Here is a 19,348-nt window from a genome sequence, read left to right on the forward strand (position 1 = left end):
CTGTATTACATCGTCGATTATTCACAATGATTTAACTCTAGCAACTTATTAAAAAATAAGAGAGCCAGACTATAAAGCATGTCATGTGAATATTATTTTAAAGAATTGTTCTAGCGAAACCGTATTTTATCTAAGAAAAAATCGTTATAAATATTAAAAGAGTTGGTGATGATGTACGAATATCACTTCGTGATCAGTTATAGACATTTTTGACCATACTATCTATTTAGTAACCCCTTGTTATTGAATGGTATTTATTCAAGTTTTTGAGGATGATTTTAGTATTTTTAGATGACTGTTAGGTATGTAACCATGACATAGCTTAGCTTGCGTGTATATCTAGGTAAGCGCATAATATATCTCTAACATACGACAGCAAGATATTAATCCGTACGACAATACATTAATTTATAAGGATGTAAGTTATTCAATCCAACTAAACAGTTGTTAGCCTAGCTGCACTTTGTCTCTAATGTTGCTCGCTAGCCGACACTGAGCTACTGCCGTAATACTTGTCATTTTAGTCTACAGACAGTTACGGACAGTTACTTAAGCGTTTTATGGAAGCTAGCGCTGTTCAGGTAACAGATAAGGGTAACCATTTATGTTCGCTACGTTTATGATTGACCAGCTTGATGCGCTCTTACTCGCACGCATCCAGTTCGCTTTCGTTATCTCATTCCATATCGTCTTTCCCGCTTTTTCCATCGGACTTGCCAGCTGGCTTACGGTGCTTGAATACCGTTGGTTGAAAACTGGCGATCCTATTTATGCTGAAGTCTATAAACACTGGGTAAAAATATTTGCCGTGGTGTTTGGTTTAGGTGTGGTATCGGGCGTGGTCATGTCATACCAGTTTGGCACCAACTGGGCTGTGTTTTCTGATAAAGCAGGGAACGTCTTAGGTCCACTACTTGCCTATGAAGTGTTGACTGCGTTTTTCTTGGAAGCTTCTTTCCTCGGCATTATGCTATTCGGTTGGGGCCGCGTTAGTAAGCGCATGCATTTTGCCTCAACTGCCATTGTCGCTGTTGGTACGCTGATTTCAGGATTTTGGATTTTGGCTGCCAATAGCTTTATGCAAACACCGCAAGGTTTCATGATGGGCGCAGATGGGTTGCTATATCCTACTGACTGGCTTGAAATCATATTTAACCCGTCATTTCCTTACCGCTACGCTCATATGATGACAGCCGCATTCTTAACGACCGCCTTTGTCGTTGGTGGTATCGGTGCTTACTATCTTCAATCTAAAAAACACACTGAGCACCGTCGTCATGGTCGTATCATGCTAGGTATGGCGATGATTATGGCAATTTTTGTGGCACCGGCTCAAGTACTCATCGGCGATGAGCATGGTCTAAATACATTAGAGCATCAACCTGCCAAAGTGGCAGCAATGGAAGGTATTTGGGAGGATGAGCGCGGAGCTGCTTTGCGTGTATTCGCTATTCCTGATCAGGGAAACCAAACCAATAAATATGAAGTAAAAATTCCTTATGTGACCGGCTTGATTCTTACCCATTCACTAGATGGCGAAGTTAAAGGCCTAAAAAACTGGGCACCTGAAGATCAACCTGTCGTTATTGTTGTCTTTTGGGCATTTCGTATCATGGTTGCTATTGGTATGTTAATGGTACTTGTCGGCTTATTTAGTCTTTATAAATACTTTAAGAAGCAGCAATTTAGTCCTGAGAGTGTATGGTTCCACCGTGCATGGATGATGATGACGCCGCTTGGGTTTGTCGCTATATTGGCAGGCTGGTTTGTGACTGAAACAGGTCGTCAACCGTGGACAGTATATGGCGTTATTCGTACCGCTGAAAGTATGTCGCCAGTCGCTGCACAGCAAGTGGCGACGACGCTCATTGGCTTTATCATATTGTATATTTTTGTATTTGGCGCTGGCAGCTTTTATATTTTGCGACTGATTGCGCAAGGGCCTAAGCCTTATGAAGATCCATCAGAAGATAACTTCTATGAGCATTCTGTCACAGAAGCGCAAGGTCGGGCTTTGAGCGGTGATAAAAATGCAGGCGAAAATACCAAAGACAATGACGAAGACATGAGTAAGCCTGCTGATGATGTCGATGATGGAGGGTTACGCTAATGTTTAACTTCGGTGATGTATTAGACTTACCCTTAATTTGGGGCGGACTTATCGTCCTTGCTGTTTTTATTTATGTACTGCTCGATGGCTTTGATTTGGGCTGCGGTATTTTGTTTCCATTTGCAGGTTCTGATAAAAACCGCAGCCGCATGATGAACTCAATCGCTCCATTTTGGGATGGTAATGAAACGTGGTTGGTATTGGGCGGGGGTGGTTTATTTGCCGCCTTCCCAGTTGCTTACGGTATCATCATGACGGGGCTTTACTTGCCCGTGACTGCTATGCTGTTTGGACTCATTATGCGCGGCGTCGCGTTTGAGTTCCGGTTTAAATCATCAGCACGTCGTCATGTGTGGGATACTTTCTTTTTTGTCGGTTCGGTCATTGCGACGTTCTCTCAAGGGATTATGCTTGGAGCGCTAGTACAAGGATTAGAAGCCAGTAACCGTCTCTATACAGGTGGTCCATTTGACTGGTTGACACCTTTCTCTATCGTTTGTGGGTTTGCGATGATTATCGGCTATGCGCTGCTTGGCTCGACATGGCTCATCATAAAAACTGAGCATACATTGCAAGTTTGGGCACGTAAAGTATCAGGTTGGCTGCTTTCTGCCTTAGTAGTAGCCATGATTGTCGTGACTGCGTTCATGTATTTTTCAGACATTGATGCACTCGAAGGCTGGTTTATGTTGCCAAGTATTTTATATCTTGCTCCGATGCCTGTTATTGCGTTGTTATTATTTTTCCTAATGCGTAAAGACTTAAAAACGGAACGTGAGTATCGTCCTTTCTTATTGACTGTGGCATTATTTTTGATGGGCTATATTGGGGTTTGTTTTGCCATATTCCCTTATATCGTACCGTATCAAATGACCATTTATGATGCGGCGGCGGCTGATACATCGTTGTCCTTTATGTTAATTGGCGCGGTCATTATGCTACCGATTATTTTGAGTTATACCGCATTTGCTTATTATACGTTTAAGGGTAAAACAGATCACAACCCAATGTATTAATCGTAAATAGCAACTTATGACAGGTCAGACTGATACTGTGGTTATTACTACTGATGTAGGGTAACCACAGTTCATGAGCTAATCAGGAGTTTTTATGAAAAAGCTTAGTAAAAAACAGTCACAATGGTTATGGTTTTTTGGTTTATATGTGGCAGGGTTTTTGGTTGTTTTTATATTTGCCCAAATAATCAAGTTAGCAATGGGCGTTTGATGCCAATTGCTAAAACCATAAAAAAGCAGCGTCGAGAAATCAACGCTGCTTTTTTTATGGGTCTATTTTTATTTGATAGTGGGTTTATGCGCCCAAATGATTGTCAGCGCCTTTACTGTCAATGAACTCATTTACCTGTGTCAGGCGTTCGGGCGTACCGACATCGATCCAATTATCAGTAATGACTTCAGCAGTGATTTGGAATTTTATCATTGCCTGTTTTAATAAAGGCCCTAATGCTGCTGGCTGTCCTGACACCAAACCATCTATCAATCTGGGAGAGATGATACTGATACCAGCAAATGTATATTTGTCTGCGTCACCAATTGCTTGTTCGCTGGCCAGACCGTTGTTAATTGCAAAATCGCCACCATTATTGTGCTCAGGATTGTCAATCAACAATAAATGCGCTTGTTGGTCAGCACTCAATGCATAATCTCGTAACTGGCCAAAATCATACGTCGTCCAAATGTCAGAATTGACTAAGATAAAGGGCTCATCTCTTAACTGACCTGCTTGCAATGCTTGAAAAATACCACCTGCTGTCTCAAGCGGTTCATCTTCTTCAACGGACCAATGTAGGTTGACGCCATATTGAGAGCCATCCCCCAATGTATCCATTAACTTATCAGCAAGCCATGACGCATTGATAGTAATATCAGTGATGCCTGCAGCATGCAACGCTTTGATATGCCAAACAATAAGCGGCTGCCCACCCACTTCAACCAGTGGCTTTGGGGTTTCAAGCGTTAATGGACGTAGGCGTGTCCCCTTACCCGCAGCCAAAATCATTGCTTGGGTAATCTTAGAGGTAGATGACATTGACATGCATATTCCTTTTCATCGTATTATGTAAATTCTTGATCTAAATATTCAGCCACAGCTCATGAGTAGTCTGTATTTATCAGTGTCGATTTATCAATACTTATATTGCCGCACTCATATCGCAGAAAATGTGTCTTGATAAGCAGGCAAGACAACACTTTCTAGCCATTGGTTAAAAGGGACAACGGCTTGCTGAATGTCAGCGTTGCCATGCTCAGCCAACCAGTTTAACTCGGTGATCAAATCACGCATGACTTTAGGAATGTCAGATAGATAGCGATCTTTGCCATCACGCTCAGACAAGCGGATAAATATCCCCAGCACTTTTAGATGACGCTGCACACCCATGATATTCACATCACTTTCAAACTGCTCAACACTATCTGCCGTGGTGAGCGCTGCTTGTTTTTGTAATTGCCAAAAATCGCTAATCCATTCAGATATTTGAGGCTCTGACCACTCAACATAAGCATCTCGTATCAATGACACCAAATCATAAGTATAAGCACCTATGACCGCATCTTGAAAATCGATCACACCCAAGCGTGAGTGATCCGCTTGGTCTTGCATAAGATTGCGACTGTGATAATCACGGTGGACGATAACTTGAGGCTGGCGCAAAATTTGTTTTATCAGTGCCGCTTTTAGATTGTCCCACAATGTTTTATCAAGGGCTACACCAATGTAAGGTATAAACCAATCACTAAATAGATCCATCTCGCGATTTAGTAGTTCCTCATCATAATCTGGCAATTGATGTTGAGCCTTTGCAGTCTCAACCGGAACAGTTTGAAGCGCGACCAATGTCTGCATTGCCAGCCGATAATGCTTATCAATCTGAGCAGGCACTGCACCGACAAGTAAATGGGCAAACTCTACCGCGCCAAAATCTTGTAATACTAAAAAGCCTCTTTCTACATCTTGTGCGATGAGCGTGGGTACATTGATCGCTGGGGACATCAATTTGGCAACATTGATGAACTGGCGCATGGCGTCTTGTTCATCAGCAGAATCCATAACAATATAACGCGATGCTGTCGTATCACTGCCCTCTAACAGCTGAAGACGATGATACTGACGCGCGCTAGCATCACCTGGCAAACTGTCAAGATTGAATGTTTTGCCAGCAAATACTTGCTGCAACCAGTGCTCTAAATGCTGAAGGCGATTGTTTGTAATTGTCATAGTCATGTTAGGCTCTAAAATTATTGGGTCAGTCATAAAAGGTATTAAAAGTTAAATATGCGTCGTAAACAATTAAAGTAGTGATAAGTCGCACCAATACTTGCTAAAATAGTAACGTCTTGAGCCACAACAGATGCTGTAACAGTCATATTGATATATCATTCAGTATCTAGCGCTGAGCATTCTCTCAGTGACCATTTAAAAAATAGCCAGTCTATACGATAAATTTTGGTAAATAGTGTAGCTGATTTGGTTTTTTTTGACTATGATTAGTCGTCATTATATGTAAAACGTCTAAATTCTTGAGATTACATTACCCATTAGGAATTTAGTAGCTGCTCATTCGCTATCGTATTGTTTGTACCATATAGAATATATCAGCAGTTATTAAACTCAGTATCGCAATCCAATAGGCTCTGCAATCATAGGTGTGCCCTTGTTATATTCTCCGCTTTACCAAAGCATTCGCTTGATTTTATTTGGTGCCCTAGGCTTATCCAGCCTCACTGTCAGTGCTGCGCTGAACGATGTCAATACATCGCAAACAGAGCTACCAATCACTGATAATAGTGCCACTCATAGCCCCGATAATAGTGATTTTGCTGACAGTCGCTTAGATACCACTAATCTAAATGACAACAGTTTAAATAGTAGTGCTTTAAATAACAGCGATTTAAATAGCAATACTTTAGACAGCAATGCTTTGGATATCACTGATATTGAGGAAAACAGTGACCCTCAAATAAATACTGATGTACCAGTCAGCGAGACAGCCGTGTCGGATACTATAACAGACGCGACTCAAAGTGAGACCAGTGAAGAGAGCATCCAAGACAGTCTGATGCGTTTGGCAGAGTTTTATGAGCTGACACCAGACACTGATAGTAGTGCTAATACACCAGCTTTGGACAGTGCAGATAAAACAGCAAATATTGAAACTGAAACTGACGACAATCAAAATGCTTTGACACCTAACTCACAAACCATTCCGAAGGTGGGTAGAGACTTGCGGCTGTTGCCAAGCTCAATCGATAGTGCTCAACGCTGTGAAGGTCAATGGGTATATCCAAAGGGGAACCCAAACTATCAGCGTGCCGTGAATGAGGCTGGAGCAGCAAATGGTCAACCAGCGCCGAACCTTGATGGTCTTCCAAACAATCAAGCACCTTTGTTTACAGAGTCAGACTACGGTTACTACAATAACGTCGATTATGCCGAGCTTTCAGGCAACGTTATTGTCAATCAGGGTACGCAGTACATAGAAGCAGAAAAGGTCTTGGTCGATTTAAACACAGGCGTTGCTGCTGCTCAAGGCAAAGTCATGTTTACGGATCAAGCAACTGGACAACAAATGCCATCTAGTAATGCTACGAGTAACTCTCTTAAGACATCGCAGGGCAACTTTGGCAATAAAGCCTCTCAAGGAGGCCTCATCGGTGTTGCAGACAGCTTGGCTTACAACACTGAAACTGGACAATCAACCGCTAATGATGTGGCGTTTGCCAGTGTGGCACTACAAGCACATGGCTATGCTAAGCGTCTAAACAAGCCCAATGAGAGTCAGTACGAATTAGATGAGGTAATGTTTAGCACCTGCCCGCCGACCAATCGTAAATGGCAGTTCGATGCAAAAAGCATTGATTTAGATACAGACACAGGTCGCGGTGAAGCTTACAACACCACTTTCCGTATTGCTGATGTGCCAGTATTTTATCTGCCTTATTTTAACTTTCCAATTGATAGTCGTCGCAGCAGTGGCTTCTTATTGCCAAGCGCGAGTATCGGTAGTGAAAGTGGCGTTGAACTTGATGTGCCGTATTATTTCAATCTTGCACCCAACTATGATGCCACGCTTAATACCCACATTTATACTGATCGTAATCCCATGGTCTCAGGTGAATTTCGTTATTTAACCGAAAACTATGGCGAAGGGATTTTCAACGGCTCATACCTACCCAACGATAAAGAATATAATGATGAAGATCGTACCAGCTTCTTCTATGATCATTACTGGACGTCTAAAGATATCCCTCGTTTGAGCGGTGATGCCAAATACAGCTATGTGTCAGATGCTGATTATCTCAACGATTTTGATACGTTGGGTTTATCAGACAGTACCATCAATTTACCACGCCGTGCTCGCGTCAATTATTACAATGACTACGTTGATGGCGAATTAAAAGTAGAAACGTTTCAGACTTTGGATGCTTTTACGGATAGTGGACAGCCATTACAAGACAAAGACAAGCCCTACTCACGATTACCGCAGCTCAAACTCAATTATCGCCTGCCTTGGTTTGAAAATTTCGACATAACAGGTGTACAAGACTCTGCTTACTTTAAAAAGTCGATCGATGATGGTTCTGAGAATGAAAAAAGTGGCGCCCGTATTTATAATAAGCTAAGCGCAGCTTATCCAATAGAAAAATCTTGGGGTTACATTAGACCCAAACTAAGCTTGCAGCATCTTTACACCTCTTATGATGAAGACAGTTTGGCAGACAACGATTTGAGTGAGGAAGACGGTAGTCAATCTGTGTTTGTACCACAGGCTAGTATTGATGCTGGATTGAACTTTTATCAAGCAGGTTCACCGTTTGGCGCTTTTGATGACACTATGGGTGGCTATCGCTTGCTCAGTCCGCGATTAAAATATACGTACTCACCTTATAAAAACCAAAACGAGCTTCCCAACTTTAACACGCGTATTGCTTCTATTAACTACGAGCAGTTATTTTCGGACAGTTGGTTCTTAGGCCATGATCGCTTGCAAGATTTGCATTCGATTACTCCTGGGGTCAATTATCGTTACATCGACGCAACGGGTGTGACACGTTTTGATGGTAGCATAGCGGAACAATTCTATATCGATGATGGACGTGTCACACTTGAAAATGAACAACCCGTCTTTACGTCTTCTTCTTCAGGGATGGTTTGGGATACGAGTACACAGCCCTATAATAATTTTTGGGTGGATGTCAGTGGCGCACTTACCAATGACTATGACTTAAATTACATCACGACTGAACTGCGTTATCAGCCATCGGAAAATAGCTTATTTAACGTCGGTTATGTCAAACGTCAACGTGACGAAAACACGAATCAGCTACCGCTCGCTGCATTTACAGCATCAGCCGTCTTCCCTATCAATAATAGCTGGCGAATATTGGCTCAGGGTCAATACGATCATAATCGTGATAAGATGCTTGATTCGTTAGTAGGTGTTGACTATGAGGATTGTTGTTTTGGTTTTGCGGTTTATGGTCGTCGTTACTATAATGACCTAAATGTTAAAGACAAACCAACGCAAGCGATTATGGCAGAGATCAGATTAAATGGGCTTGGCAGTGGCAGCAGTCGCTTGACACGCTTACTGTCTGACAAGGTTTTGGGCTTTGAACCTGTCCAAACTGCATGGAAAGACTGATAAATTATTCTTTGTCAGGTTAAAAGATCGTTTGTATAAATATTCATAAAGCATTTTGTATTACCCAGTCTGCAACCCTATTATGGACTATCCTATCTGATACTTATCTATTGAGAGTATCAGATAGCGTTAACCGACTACCATCCGATGTGATGACATTGATGAGGAGCATCATGAGAGTTTTTTCTTTACGTCAGACCAGCCGCGCTGTATTGCTGTCTATGAGTGCCAGTCTTGCACTGACATTGAGTGCCCACGCTGCCACCGTCAAGCCTCCTGTAGGGCAAACAGCGAGCACTGCTGAGCAAAACAGTAGCAATCGTTTGACTCCAGGCAATAGCACAGATGGCATTATTGCTTTGGTCAATGAAAATGCGATTTTAAAAAGTGAATTGGTTGACGCTATCGTGCAAACCCAAGCACGCGCTCAAGCTGCTGGAGAAAACCTTCCAAATTCGGCACAGTTGCAGTCGGACGTGCTAAACGCTCTTATCTTGCGCGAATTGCAATTGTCTATGATTAAGCGTGTTGGCTTGAATCCTGATGAATCAGCCATCAATCAGCGCCTTGGTCAAATCGCACAATCAGAAGGTCTAAATAGTCTATCAGAATTGCAGCAAAGTTTAGACGCAGCAAGACCTGGTAGCTATGCTGCCCTGCGTGCACAATTGATTGAAGAAGCTTCTATTCAGGCTTTACAACAACGTCAAATCAGCAGTCGTGTTCGTATTAGCGAACAAGACATTGATGCGTTTTTGGCCTCACCTGAAGCCAAGCGTTTGAATCAAAGCGAGTATCAAACGATTCATGTACGCGTGCCTTATATAGATGATTATAGCCGCCTATCAGAAGCTCAACGCGGAGAGGCGCTAAAAGTCGCAGAGGACTTACGCACTCGTTTACTTGCACCAAACGTTAATGTTGCTGAGGCCGTTGCTGCTACTCAAGGCAGTTATCCTATCCCGTTACAAGGCGGCGATATGGGCTTTCATAAAGCTGCTTCATTACCCACAGAGTTATCAACTGAAATTACCAAACTGGAAGTTGGCGCTGTCAGTGCACCATTAGTGACGCCTGAAGGTATTGACATCATTAAGCTTGCTGACAAAAAAGAAAGCGATAAGATGCTCATACCGCAGTGGCATACTCGTCATATCTTAGTCAAAGTTGATGAGCTACAGACAGACGCACTTGCTGAACAAAAGATCAATGATCTATATGGTCAATTACGTAGTGGTGCTGACTTCGCTGACCTAGCCTCTACTTATTCAGATGATCCAGGTTCAGCTGGTCGCGGCGGTGATCTTGATTGGGTAAGTGCAGAAGATATGGTCGGTCCATTTGAGGCTGTGATGAAAAACACGACTGTCGGTGATTATTCAGCGCCTTTCAAGACTCAGTTTGGCTGGCATATCTTAAAAGTAGAAGGTAAGCGTGAGCAGGACGTCAGTACGCAATATCGTCGCAACATGGCACGTCAAGCTCTTTATCAACGTTTGGCACCACAAGCCAAAGAAGATTGGCTACAAGAGCTGCGTGCAGGTGCTTATATCCAGATACTTGGTTAGTAGATAGACAAATCCATGATACTTGATTAAAAATAATTGATTAAAAAAAGGATACTTGTCGATGCAAGTATCCTTTTTTTGTACGCTAATCATTGTAAGTGAAGAACTGTCTACAAACTAAAGCCATTATACAAAGAATAGCCCCGAACCTAGGGCGATTGGTTCAGGGCTATGACGCTTCATATTGTTATTATTATCTACTCCATTTTGACTTATCCTAAGTCACAAACAGTACACTAAAAGAACAGCGGGCTGGTCTGAACGTTTAGGGTACTGTCTCAACAATGCATCCTTGCATGTCCTTTTGTTGATGGTTTTATTGTAGTGCAATCACTATAAGGCCACTAGAGGCTAAAGACCTTATTTAACGTAAGCATATGCTTACATTTTTATGATGAACTTTATCTTCATTTCGCTCACTGCATTTATCACTTATAAAGCTGGACTTACATGCTCTTCTATATTCTCATTTGAGATTTTTTTACCCTCTTTTTTGCCTTCTTCTATTTTATGGTCAGTTTCTTTAATATCATCTGCTTCCGCAGTAGGCGCATTTTGCTTTTGCTTTTGCTCTTTTTCTGGCTCATATTGTAGTGTGGTCATCACAGGAAAGTGATCGGAGCCAACCGAGGGCAGACGCCTAATATCCACCACCGTAAAGCAAGCACTATGGAAAAGGTGATCCAATGCCCAACGTAAAAACGGATACTTGACATGAAAGGTATTGATAAAGTGTCGTCCGATACGCGGGTCCAATAAGCCTGAGATGCGCTGAAAGCGTCTGGTCGTCTTTGACCATGCAACGTCATTGAGATCACCTGCCAATATCGCGGTTTGCTCATTTTCTTTTATATGCTTGCCAACCATTAACAGCTCAGCATCACGAGTGGTCGACTTATCCGCCTCTGTCGGACTTGGCGGCATAGGGTGTAAGCAATATAGCCAGATCACGCGGCCATTATGAAGCCGCAGCTGCGTGTGTATAGAAGGTATGTCATCAATCATCAAATATTTGACTTCAGGGTCAATCAATTCAAGTTTAGAATATAGATGCATACCATACAAATTATCCAAAGGTACTTTCACGGTATAAGGATAATCTGCTTCGACTTGATGCAGGGCTTGCTCCCATTTTTTATCACTTTCTAAAGTAATAAGAATGTCAGGCTGCTTTTGCTTAACGAGATCAACCAGCTTTTGCGTTTCATCATTTGGTGTCAGTACATTTGAAACCATGATTTTAAGATGATGCGAGGTTCCCTCTGCATCACTTTTTGCATGTTCAACTTCTTTTTTCCACAGTTTGGTATAAGGCAATACCATTCTAAACTGGAATGCTAAAGTGACACATAAAGCTGCAAACAATACCCATTGCCCTAGTTGCCACTCTGACCAAAATGCGATCATACCAATCCAAGCGATAACGCCAAGCACCATAATCTGTATGCGTGGAAAATCCACACCGCGCACCCACCAATTATCGAGCGGTATCCAACCCCAAACTGTTATAAATGCGATGAATCCTGCTAACCACTGTGCGCCATAATATAATAGTGAGAGATCCATAATGTGTATTAACCGTTGATTAAAATAATAGGTGAGCCAATAATGATAGTCATTATTGGCTCACTGACAAGCGCTTTTCTGTTCTTAATTGAACCCGCATTAGGGCTTACTTTATCATCTCACAAGATTAACGCCTACTCATTGCGTATTAATTATACGACAACAGTCAGAAAATATAAAAATCATGTCTGCCCTACCTGATATTCCGTAAGCTAATGTATAAGGATTTTTCATATGATAAAAGGGAGAAGAAGAGCAGATATCGGTATGGCGTTAATAACTTAAAGTTATAGCAAACACAGTTAATAGTGCATGAAAAACGCGTAAAAATCGTCAAAACGCCTTGCTTTTTGTGACTATTCACGGCATTGTTATCGGCTGGTAATGCAATAATTAATTGTAAATAGGATTAGATTTCATGGGTAATTTGACAGTAGGCTTGGTAGGCTGGCGCGGTATGGTTGGGTCAGTATTGATACAACGTATGATTGAAGAAAAAGACTTCGACGGTATTACGCCTGTGTTTTTTTCAACCAGCAATGCCGGTGGTGATGCACCAAAATTTGATGGTATTCAAACTGGCCAATTAAAAGATGCTCATGATATTGATGCACTAGCTGCCTGTGATGTGATTATTACGTGTCAAGGTGGAGATTACACCTCAAAAGTCCATCAACCATTACGAGACAGCGGTTGGAGTGGCTACTGGATTGATGCAGCAAGTACGTTACGCATGGAAAACGATAGCATCATCATCCTTGATCCTGTCAATCGCACCGTGATCGATGATGCGTTGGCTGAAGGCAAAAAAGATTTTATCGGTGGTAACTGTACCGTATCCTTGATGCTAATGGCAATCGGTGAGCTGTTCAATAGAGGCTGGGTAGAATGGGTCAGTGCAATGACTTACCAAGCGGCAAGCGGCTCTGGTGCAAATAACATGCGTGAGCTGATCAGTGGCATGGGTGTGTTGCATGATGCCGTCAAGGACGAGTTGGCTGATCCTGCTAGTGCCATCTTAGATATCGATAAAAAAATCGCTCAAACTCAGCGCTCAGACAGCTTTCCTAAGCAATACTTTGGGGTTCCATTGGCAGGCAGCTTGATCCCTTATATTGATGCTCAGCTAGAAAACAAACAGTCGCGTGAAGAATGGAAAGGCGGTGTTGAAACCAATAAGATCCTTGGCAACTCAGAAGACAATACCATTCCTATCGATGGTATGTGTGTGCGTATTGGTGCGATGCGTTGTCATGCTCAAGGCCTGACCATTAAGTTGAAAAAAGACATTTCCTTAGAAGAGATTGAGGCCGCCCTAAAAAATAGCGGTAACGAATGGCTAGATTTGGTTGAAGATGACAAAGAAGCGACCATAAACCGTTTAACACCTGTAGCAGTGACAGGCACCTTGACCGTTGCCTTAGGTCGTCTGCGTAAACTAAACATGGGACCTGAATACTTAGGTGCCTTCACGGTTGGTGACCAATTATTATGGGGCGCCGCTGAACCGTTACGTCGTATGCTTAATATTATTCGTGAACAAAATAGCTAATCTTATGGCATTTAAGTTTTATACGAAAAAAGACAGCGGTGGCTGTCTTTTTTTATGTCGCCTATCTCAGTTAAAAATATCGAAAAAAAGTCAATTATGTATACATAAATTTAGCAAATACCAAAAATACTAACGTGTACTATTTGGGCTGATAAGCCATCATCACTTCATTGCGACGCATGAAAGGCAATGTCCAAGGTGGGTTATAGCGTGCCAACTCCGGTGTCCCTGTTATCACTAGCTTTTGAGTTTGCATCCAAGATTTTAACATTTCTGTTTTTTTCGCCACTTTTTTGCTACCTGCCAACCCTGAAAACTTAATCACACCGTATGTCTGAGCTGGCACTTGTACAATTTTGACGTCTGGATTGTTCGGCTTTGGCAATGTTTGCATCGTATACTGGCTAGGCATTGTGAATTGTACACGCCACTTCCCATTATTTTGTTGCATACTAACTGGCGCAGTCATGGCAATTTTTTGTGATGCTTGCCCATTTAGATTGTCGGACTGCATCGTAACAGGTGCGGTCATGCTTATTTTGCTGCTCTCTCCACTTGGTGCTGTATTATTACCAAAAATATAATCTGCCAGAATTTTAAAGCCCTGACGACTGGCAGTATCTTGGTCACCACTCACCCATGTCTGAGCTACAAGCTGCTCATCATAACGACGCAACTCAAAATCCTCCACTTGTGACAACACCGTATAGCTTGGCTCTTCAATAGCCATAGTCTCTCCTGATATCAATAATAAACCGCTCAGCAATAAGTAAGGTGCCCTATTCATATTATGTCTCCAGCGTACAGCAGTACATTTTAACGATTGTTAACCCCTCACCCATTTTTTACTTTACCAACGACTCTATAGTAGTGTCTGTATCTTTTGGTTATAGCGAAGCTATAGCTGCGACTAAAGTACAGTAGATATCTAATACAACTAATACTACGATGCATCATTTTAGGAAATTTGTGGCTTTCGGCATCTATGCAAACAGCGTCTATTAAGTTTTACTATAGTTCCGCCTTATTTTCTGTCAACCTGACCGTCAGTATCTCGCATACCCCTAAATATCCATGTCCAAAAAAATAGCCAGTAGTGCTATAATTGGCGCTATTTTCATAGCTTAGATAGCGGTTATCATATGCAATTTGTCTTACACAAAACGGCCAGCGGCGAAACGCGTGCACGCCGTGGTACGGTTCATCTCAATCATGGCGACGTGCAAACGCCTGCTTTTATGCCTGTTGGTACTTATGGTACGGTCAAAGGCATGCTGCCACGTGATATCGAAGCGATTGGCGCCGATATCATTTTAGGTAATACCTTTCATTTATGGTTGCGTCCAGGCACGGAAGTGATCGACAAATTTGGCGGTCTTCACAAGTTTATGCATTGGGATAAGCCTATTTTGACAGATTCAGGCGGTTTCCAAGTATTTAGTCTTGGCGCAATGCGCAAAATCACTGAAGAAGGGGTCAATTTTAAATCCCCTATCGATGGTGCCAAGGTATTTCTCTCTCCAGAAAAATCTATGCAAATTCAGTACAGCTTAAACTCTGATATTGTGATGCAATTTGACGAGTGTACGCCATATCCAGCCACTCACGATGAAGCCAAAAAATCTCTAGAGCTATCACTACGCTGGGGACAGCGCTGTATTGATGAGCATAAAAGACTGGGCAGTACTAACGCACTATTTGGTATCGTCCAAGGCAGTATGTATCCTGATTTGCGTCAGCAATCACTTGAAGGGCTGCTCGATATTGGCTTTGATGGTTATGCCATCGGTGGTTTGTCCGTTGGTGAGCCTAAAGAGGAGATGATAGATGTCCTAGATTATCTTCCTGATGATATGCCAGCAGATAAGCCGCGTTATCTGATGGGTGTTGGTAAGCCTGAAGATTTGGTTGAAGGCGTACGTCGAGGCGTCGATATGTTTGATTGTGTCATGCCAACTCGTAATGCGCGTAATGGTCACTATTTTGTCACAGGCGACACGGACAACGCGGGCGTCGTACGTATTCGTAACAGCCAATACCGTAACGACGAAGGCCCATTAGACCCTGAATGTGATTGTTATACCTGCCAGAACTTTAGCCGCGCTTATCTTTACCACCTGAATAAATGTAAAGAGATGCTTGGTGCACAGTTAGCGACTATTCACAATTTGCGCTACTATCAACGCCTAATGCAAGGTATTAGAGACGCCATCGAACAAGATAACTTTGATACATTCGTCAGTGAGTTCTATAGCAAACGTGGTCAAACCGTTCCTGAATTAAACCTTCGTTGATATGAATAGAGCTACATAACTGCTTAATTTAGACTATTTAATAAGAAAAATGCCAGTCAGCTTTCACTGATTGGCATTTTTTATAATATGCAAAACCTTAAAGACATCAAAGTCTTTAGTAGACTAAACTTTAAAAGTTATCATCTGGTACTTGATCCATTGGAATATCAGGATTGTTGCGCAGGTGTATGATGGCAGAAATCAAGCCACCCCATATCAGTACCATTGAGATAATCATAAAAATAATAGCTGAAGTGCTCATAATAAATTCCTATTGAAATGTTAATCTATCTGCTAACTATCTAGCGCGCATCATCAATGGCACGAGCTTTATCATCTTCTTCATCATGGATACCTTTCATACGACTTAATATGAAGGCACCTAGGCCAAAGAATACGACTACGCCCCAACCAAACAGCAATAGAATCGTTGAAGAGTAACCTTCATAAGGTGTTTTGACTAAGTCAATAAACTTGAGACCTAAAGCAATAGTCAGTACAGCTGGAGTAATAATGGTCAACATAAATATCCAAGCGCCGCCTAACTTGACACTAGAAATACGGTTGCTATGTGCCAATAAACCTGGAATTTTCTTACGGTGAAACCAAGTGACTAAAACAATTGACATCAAACCACCAGCAACGATACCAATGTTATTTGCAAAATGATCTATCACATCTACTAGCACTAGTGAGCTACCTGTAGAGAAAGCAGAAATAGATATCAGTGCACATGCTCCGCATATGATAGCAACTGCTTTTTTGCGTGACCAATCAAACTTACCTTGAAAAGCAGAGATAGGTACTTCAAGAATACTGATTAATGAGCTAATACCCGCCACTACTAAAGAGCCAAAGAATAAGAAACCAACAAAATCACCACTGGCACCCATAGTAGAGATGATTTTAGGGAAGACGAAGAATGCCAATCCAACACCGCCACTAGCCACTTCAGACACGTCTTGACCTGTCGACATCGCCATAAAACCAATTGCAGCAAAAATACCAATACCCGCCATGAGCTCAAATGAAGAGTTAGCAAAACCAACCACTAGCCCTGCACCTGTTAGGTTTGTGTTTTTCTGTAGGTATGAGGCGTAAGTGACCATGATACCAAAACCTACTGATAATGAGAAAAACACATGACCATAAGCTGCTAACCAAACATTAGGATCACTCATTCTCGCCCAATTTGGCTCAAAGAAGGCATTTAAACCAATGACCGCACCTGGCAGAGTAATTGCCTTAAATACCATAACACCAAATAATACCAGTAATAATGGCAAACAAATTTTGTTCGCAAGTTCAACACCCTTACGAATGCCACCAAACATAATCAATATGGCTAAAGCCCAAACAATGACTAAGCCTACAAACATTTGGGGTACAAATACTGAGGTTAAGTCGCCAGTATGCTTGACAAAGTCACTGACGAAAAAGTTTGTGGTATCTTCACCCCACTTTTGGCCAAACGAGAAAAACATATAACTGCCAGCCCATACAATGACAGCTGCGTAATAAACCGCAATCACAAAAGAGACCAGCGTTTGCCACCAGCCCACAAACTGACCAGAAGGCGCCAGTTTCTTATAAGCACGAGGTGCTGCAGCGCGATACTTATGTCCTATAATATAATCTAAAAATAACAATGGAATACCTGCGGTTAATAACGCAATGAGGTATGGCACCATAAATGCCCCACCACCATTATCATAAGCAACATATGGAAAACGCCATATGTTACCTAATCCCACAGCTGAACCGACAGCGGCTATAATAAATCCAGTTCGACTGGACCAATTTTCCCTTTGCTCTGCCATATGACACTCCTAAAATTTAATAGTAATTCCCTTTAAGTTATCAAACTCAGCTAAAGACAGATACTTAAAGAGACTACACAAGCTATTGGTTAAAATACGTTACTAGAATCTAACTGTATATGATTAGGAAGTTTCTGCTAAGCGACTAAAAAAGTCAAGTAATTATAAACATAAAAAGCCATAACGTTTGGTTATGGCTTTTTGATATTTTAGCTGCGATTGATAATATTTTGGCTGATTAGAACCGTAATACGCTCTAGATTTCTGAATAAAAAGCCATCACCTGTTTAACGTACGACACCGCGGCGGCTTTTTTCTAATGAGTTGATCAGTAATTGAATTTTTGGCTCTTTTGGTAGTAGTTCGTTGCTCAAAACTTCAAGTGCTTGAACGGTTGTCAAGCCTGATCTAAAGATTGTGCGGTATGCTTGACGCAACACGTCGATGGTATCCTGTGACCAATCTTTACGACGCATTCCTTCGACATTAAGACCGTGTGCTTTTGCAGGATTCCCTGATACCATTGTAAAGGCTGCAACATCTTTCAGAATCAAACTGGCGCCCCCAATCAAGCTATAATCATCAACCGTACAGAACTGATGAATACCTGAATTACCACCAATAATGGTATGGTCGCCAATGGTCACATGCCCTGCCACCCCAACGTTATTAGCCAGCACATTATGATCGCCAATCACACAGTCGTGAGCCACGTGCGTATTTACCATCAACAGATTATGACTGCCGATTTTGGTAAGCTCACTGTCTTGCGCTGTACCACGGTGTAAGCTACAAGCCTCGCGAATAGTATTGTGATCGCCAATCTCAAGCCATGTGCGCTCACCTGCATATTTCAGGTCTTGTGGGTCTTCACCAATACTTGCAAATTGATAAAACTGATTGTGCTGGCCAATACGAGTTAGCTTGGTCACAACCACATGCCGATGCAAAACTGTATGGGCACCAATCGTTACCTCATCACCGACGATACAATACGGACCAATGATAGCAGTCTCATCGATTTGAGCGGATGGTGAGATGAGTGCTGTTGGATGAATCTGACTCATAATGTGGCCCTTTGTATCATTTTATGCGAATAAATAGTAAAGCGAATATAACAAGTCTGGCTTGGTGCGCCAAAACAAAAGTATCATGACTATAAAACATCATAGTAAATAACGATGCCTATTATCTATTTTGATGTGGTTTTTTAGACACTGTTGCCAATTGTAGATAGATAGCAATAAGTGCTATTGCTCTTGACGTGCAATCATTATCTGCGCGCTAGCCGCCAGCTCATCTTCAACATGAACGGTACAATCGAACTTATAAATACCACGCTTTTGCATCACTGATGTGGCACGAATGGTCAGCTGATCACCAGGGATCACTCGACGTTTAAAACGAACCTTATCCACGCCTGCAAACAGATACAAATACCCATCTTCTGATGTCAGCCCTGCACTGATAAATCCAAGCACGCCCGATACCTGAGCCATCGACTCAACCATCAATACGCCTGGCATAATTGGCTCATCAGGGAAGTGGCCATTAAAAAACTCTTCGTTGATCGTCACATTCTTAATACCAGTAATGCTTTCTCCAGGGGTACAATCAATAATTCTGTCCACCAATAAAAAAGGATAACGATGCGGCAAGTAATGCTTTAGAGTGTGATAAGTTAATGGCAGCGTGAGACCTTGCTCAGCCAAACTTTTCACATTATTATCAATTGAACTATCTGTATCAGTGCTGCTCATAATGGCATTTCCTT

General features: G+C 42.0%; 14 protein-coding genes. 6 read left to right on the top strand and 8 right to left on the bottom strand.

What is annotated here, in order from left to right; genetic code table 11:
* The first annotated feature begins 619 nt into the window (after positions 1–619).
* Entirely contained in the window at positions 620–2,110 is a 1,491-nt protein-coding gene (locus tag CIK80_RS03270) for a cytochrome ubiquinol oxidase subunit I (RefSeq protein ID WP_257011709.1), read from the top strand.
* Entirely contained in the window at positions 2,110–3,126 is a 1,017-nt protein-coding gene (gene cydB, locus CIK80_RS03275; RefSeq protein ID WP_062844128.1) for a cytochrome d ubiquinol oxidase subunit II, read from the top strand. Before CIK80_RS03270 ends, cydB begins: the two co-directional genes overlap by 1 nt.
* A 295-nt stretch (positions 3,127–3,421) precedes the next feature.
* Here cydB and murU read toward each other — a convergent pair whose 3' ends face one another.
* Both murU and CIK80_RS03285 read right to left on the bottom strand, forming a co-directional pair.
* Positions 3,422–4,165, bottom strand: a complete 744-nt coding sequence (gene murU, locus CIK80_RS03280; RefSeq protein WP_257011670.1) for an N-acetylmuramate alpha-1-phosphate uridylyltransferase MurU — start codon at positions 4,163–4,165, stop codon at positions 3,422–3,424.
* Positions 4,166–4,276: 111 nt separating this feature from the next.
* Positions 4,277–5,353, bottom strand: coding sequence for a phosphotransferase (locus tag CIK80_RS03285; protein WP_257011671.1), 1,077 nt, complete (start codon positions 5,351–5,353; stop codon positions 4,277–4,279).
* Between the two features lie 424 nt (positions 5,354–5,777).
* Between CIK80_RS03285 and lptD the strand changes: the two genes are divergently transcribed.
* Positions 5,778–8,774, top strand: a complete 2,997-nt coding sequence (gene lptD, locus CIK80_RS03290) for an LPS assembly protein LptD (RefSeq protein ID WP_257011672.1) — start codon at positions 5,778–5,780, stop codon at positions 8,772–8,774.
* A gap of 173 nt (positions 8,775–8,947) precedes the next feature.
* Positions 8,948–10,342 (top strand): peptidylprolyl isomerase, encoded by a 1,395-nt coding sequence (locus tag CIK80_RS03295; RefSeq protein WP_095568860.1) that lies wholly within the window; start codon positions 8,948–8,950, stop codon positions 10,340–10,342.
* 432 nt (positions 10,343–10,774) lie between these two features.
* Here the strand turns inward: CIK80_RS03295 and CIK80_RS03300 are convergent, their stop codons facing one another.
* Positions 10,775–11,908, bottom strand: a complete 1,134-nt coding sequence (locus tag CIK80_RS03300; protein WP_179288316.1) for an endonuclease/exonuclease/phosphatase family protein — start codon at positions 11,906–11,908, stop codon at positions 10,775–10,777.
* Positions 11,909–12,326: 418 nt separating this feature from the next.
* On the opposite strand from CIK80_RS03300, the gene asd reads away from it, so the two are divergent.
* On the top strand, positions 12,327–13,460 hold the full coding sequence (gene asd, locus CIK80_RS03305) for an aspartate-semialdehyde dehydrogenase (protein WP_095568861.1): 1,134 nt from the start codon (positions 12,327–12,329) through the stop codon (positions 13,458–13,460).
* 139 nt (positions 13,461–13,599) lie between these two features.
* Here asd and CIK80_RS03310 read toward each other — a convergent pair whose 3' ends face one another.
* The gene (locus tag CIK80_RS03310; protein WP_257011673.1) at positions 13,600–14,190 is read right to left on the bottom strand and encodes a heme-binding protein; all 591 of its coding nucleotides are present in this window, start codon (positions 14,188–14,190) and stop codon (positions 13,600–13,602) included.
* A gap of 412 nt (positions 14,191–14,602) precedes the next feature.
* Here CIK80_RS03310 and tgt point away from each other — a divergent pair, with 412 nt between their 5' ends.
* The gene (tgt, locus tag CIK80_RS03315) at positions 14,603–15,754 is read left to right on the top strand and encodes a tRNA guanosine(34) transglycosylase Tgt (RefSeq protein ID WP_095568863.1); all 1,152 of its coding nucleotides are present in this window, start codon (positions 14,603–14,605) and stop codon (positions 15,752–15,754) included.
* A gap of 130 nt (positions 15,755–15,884) precedes the next feature.
* On the opposite strand, the gene CIK80_RS03320 is transcribed toward tgt, so the two are convergent.
* From CIK80_RS03320 to fabZ, 4 genes are all read right to left on the bottom strand, one after another.
* Entirely contained in the window at positions 15,885–16,016 is a 132-nt protein-coding gene (locus tag CIK80_RS03320) for a methionine/alanine import family NSS transporter small subunit (protein WP_021815034.1), read from the bottom strand.
* 40 nt (positions 16,017–16,056) lie between these two features.
* Positions 16,057–17,574: a sodium-dependent transporter gene (locus tag CIK80_RS03325; protein ID WP_062844120.1), complete on the bottom strand. Its 1,518-nt coding sequence runs from the start codon at positions 17,572–17,574 to the stop codon at positions 16,057–16,059.
* Positions 17,575–17,861: 287 nt separating this feature from the next.
* A complete protein-coding gene (gene lpxA, locus CIK80_RS03330; RefSeq protein WP_095568864.1) occupies positions 17,862–18,641 on the bottom strand; it encodes an acyl-ACP--UDP-N-acetylglucosamine O-acyltransferase in 780 nt (259 codons plus the stop codon).
* 183 nt (positions 18,642–18,824) lie between these two features.
* On the bottom strand, positions 18,825–19,334 hold the full coding sequence (gene fabZ / locus CIK80_RS03335) for a 3-hydroxyacyl-ACP dehydratase FabZ (protein WP_062844118.1): 510 nt from the start codon (positions 19,332–19,334) through the stop codon (positions 18,825–18,827).
* Positions 19,335–19,348: the final 14 nt, after the last annotated feature.

The organism is Psychrobacter sp. JB193, assembly GCF_002285555.1.
In the GTDB taxonomy this organism is placed as follows: Bacteria; Pseudomonadota; Gammaproteobacteria; order Pseudomonadales; family Moraxellaceae; genus Psychrobacter; species Psychrobacter alimentarius.

Excerpts from the sequence above, each read along its gene's own strand:
- tgt (WP_095568863.1), top strand. The coding sequence starts at position 14,603 with ATGCAATTTGTCTTACACAAAACGGCCAGCGGCGAAACGCGTGCACGC.
- CIK80_RS03270 (WP_257011709.1), top strand. The coding sequence starts at position 620 with ATGATTGACCAGCTTGATGCGCTCTTACTCGCACGCATCCAGTTCGCT.
- asd (WP_095568861.1), top strand. The coding sequence starts at position 12,327 with ATGGGTAATTTGACAGTAGGCTTGGTAGGCTGGCGCGGTATGGTTGGG.
- CIK80_RS03320 (WP_021815034.1), bottom strand. The coding sequence starts at position 16,016 with ATGAGCACTTCAGCTATTATTTTTATGATTATCTCAATGGTACTGATA.
- CIK80_RS03295 (WP_095568860.1), top strand. The coding sequence starts at position 8,948 with ATGAGAGTTTTTTCTTTACGTCAGACCAGCCGCGCTGTATTGCTGTCT.
- murU (WP_257011670.1), bottom strand. The coding sequence starts at position 4,165 with ATGTCAATGTCATCTACCTCTAAGATTACCCAAGCAATGATTTTGGCT.
- CIK80_RS03310 (WP_257011673.1), bottom strand. The coding sequence starts at position 14,190 with ATGGCTATTGAAGAGCCAAGCTATACGGTGTTGTCACAAGTGGAGGAT.
- CIK80_RS03325 (WP_062844120.1), bottom strand. The coding sequence starts at position 17,574 with ATGGCAGAGCAAAGGGAAAATTGGTCCAGTCGAACTGGATTTATTATA.
- lpxA (WP_095568864.1), bottom strand. The coding sequence starts at position 18,641 with ATGAGTCAGATTCATCCAACAGCACTCATCTCACCATCCGCTCAAATC.
- fabZ (WP_062844118.1), bottom strand. The coding sequence starts at position 19,334 with ATGAGCAGCACTGATACAGATAGTTCAATTGATAATAATGTGAAAAGT.
- CIK80_RS03285 (WP_257011671.1), bottom strand. The coding sequence starts at position 5,353 with ATGACTATGACAATTACAAACAATCGCCTTCAGCATTTAGAGCACTGG.
- CIK80_RS03300 (WP_179288316.1), bottom strand. The coding sequence starts at position 11,908 with ATGGATCTCTCACTATTATATTATGGCGCACAGTGGTTAGCAGGATTC.
- cydB (WP_062844128.1), top strand. The coding sequence starts at position 2,110 with ATGTTTAACTTCGGTGATGTATTAGACTTACCCTTAATTTGGGGCGGA.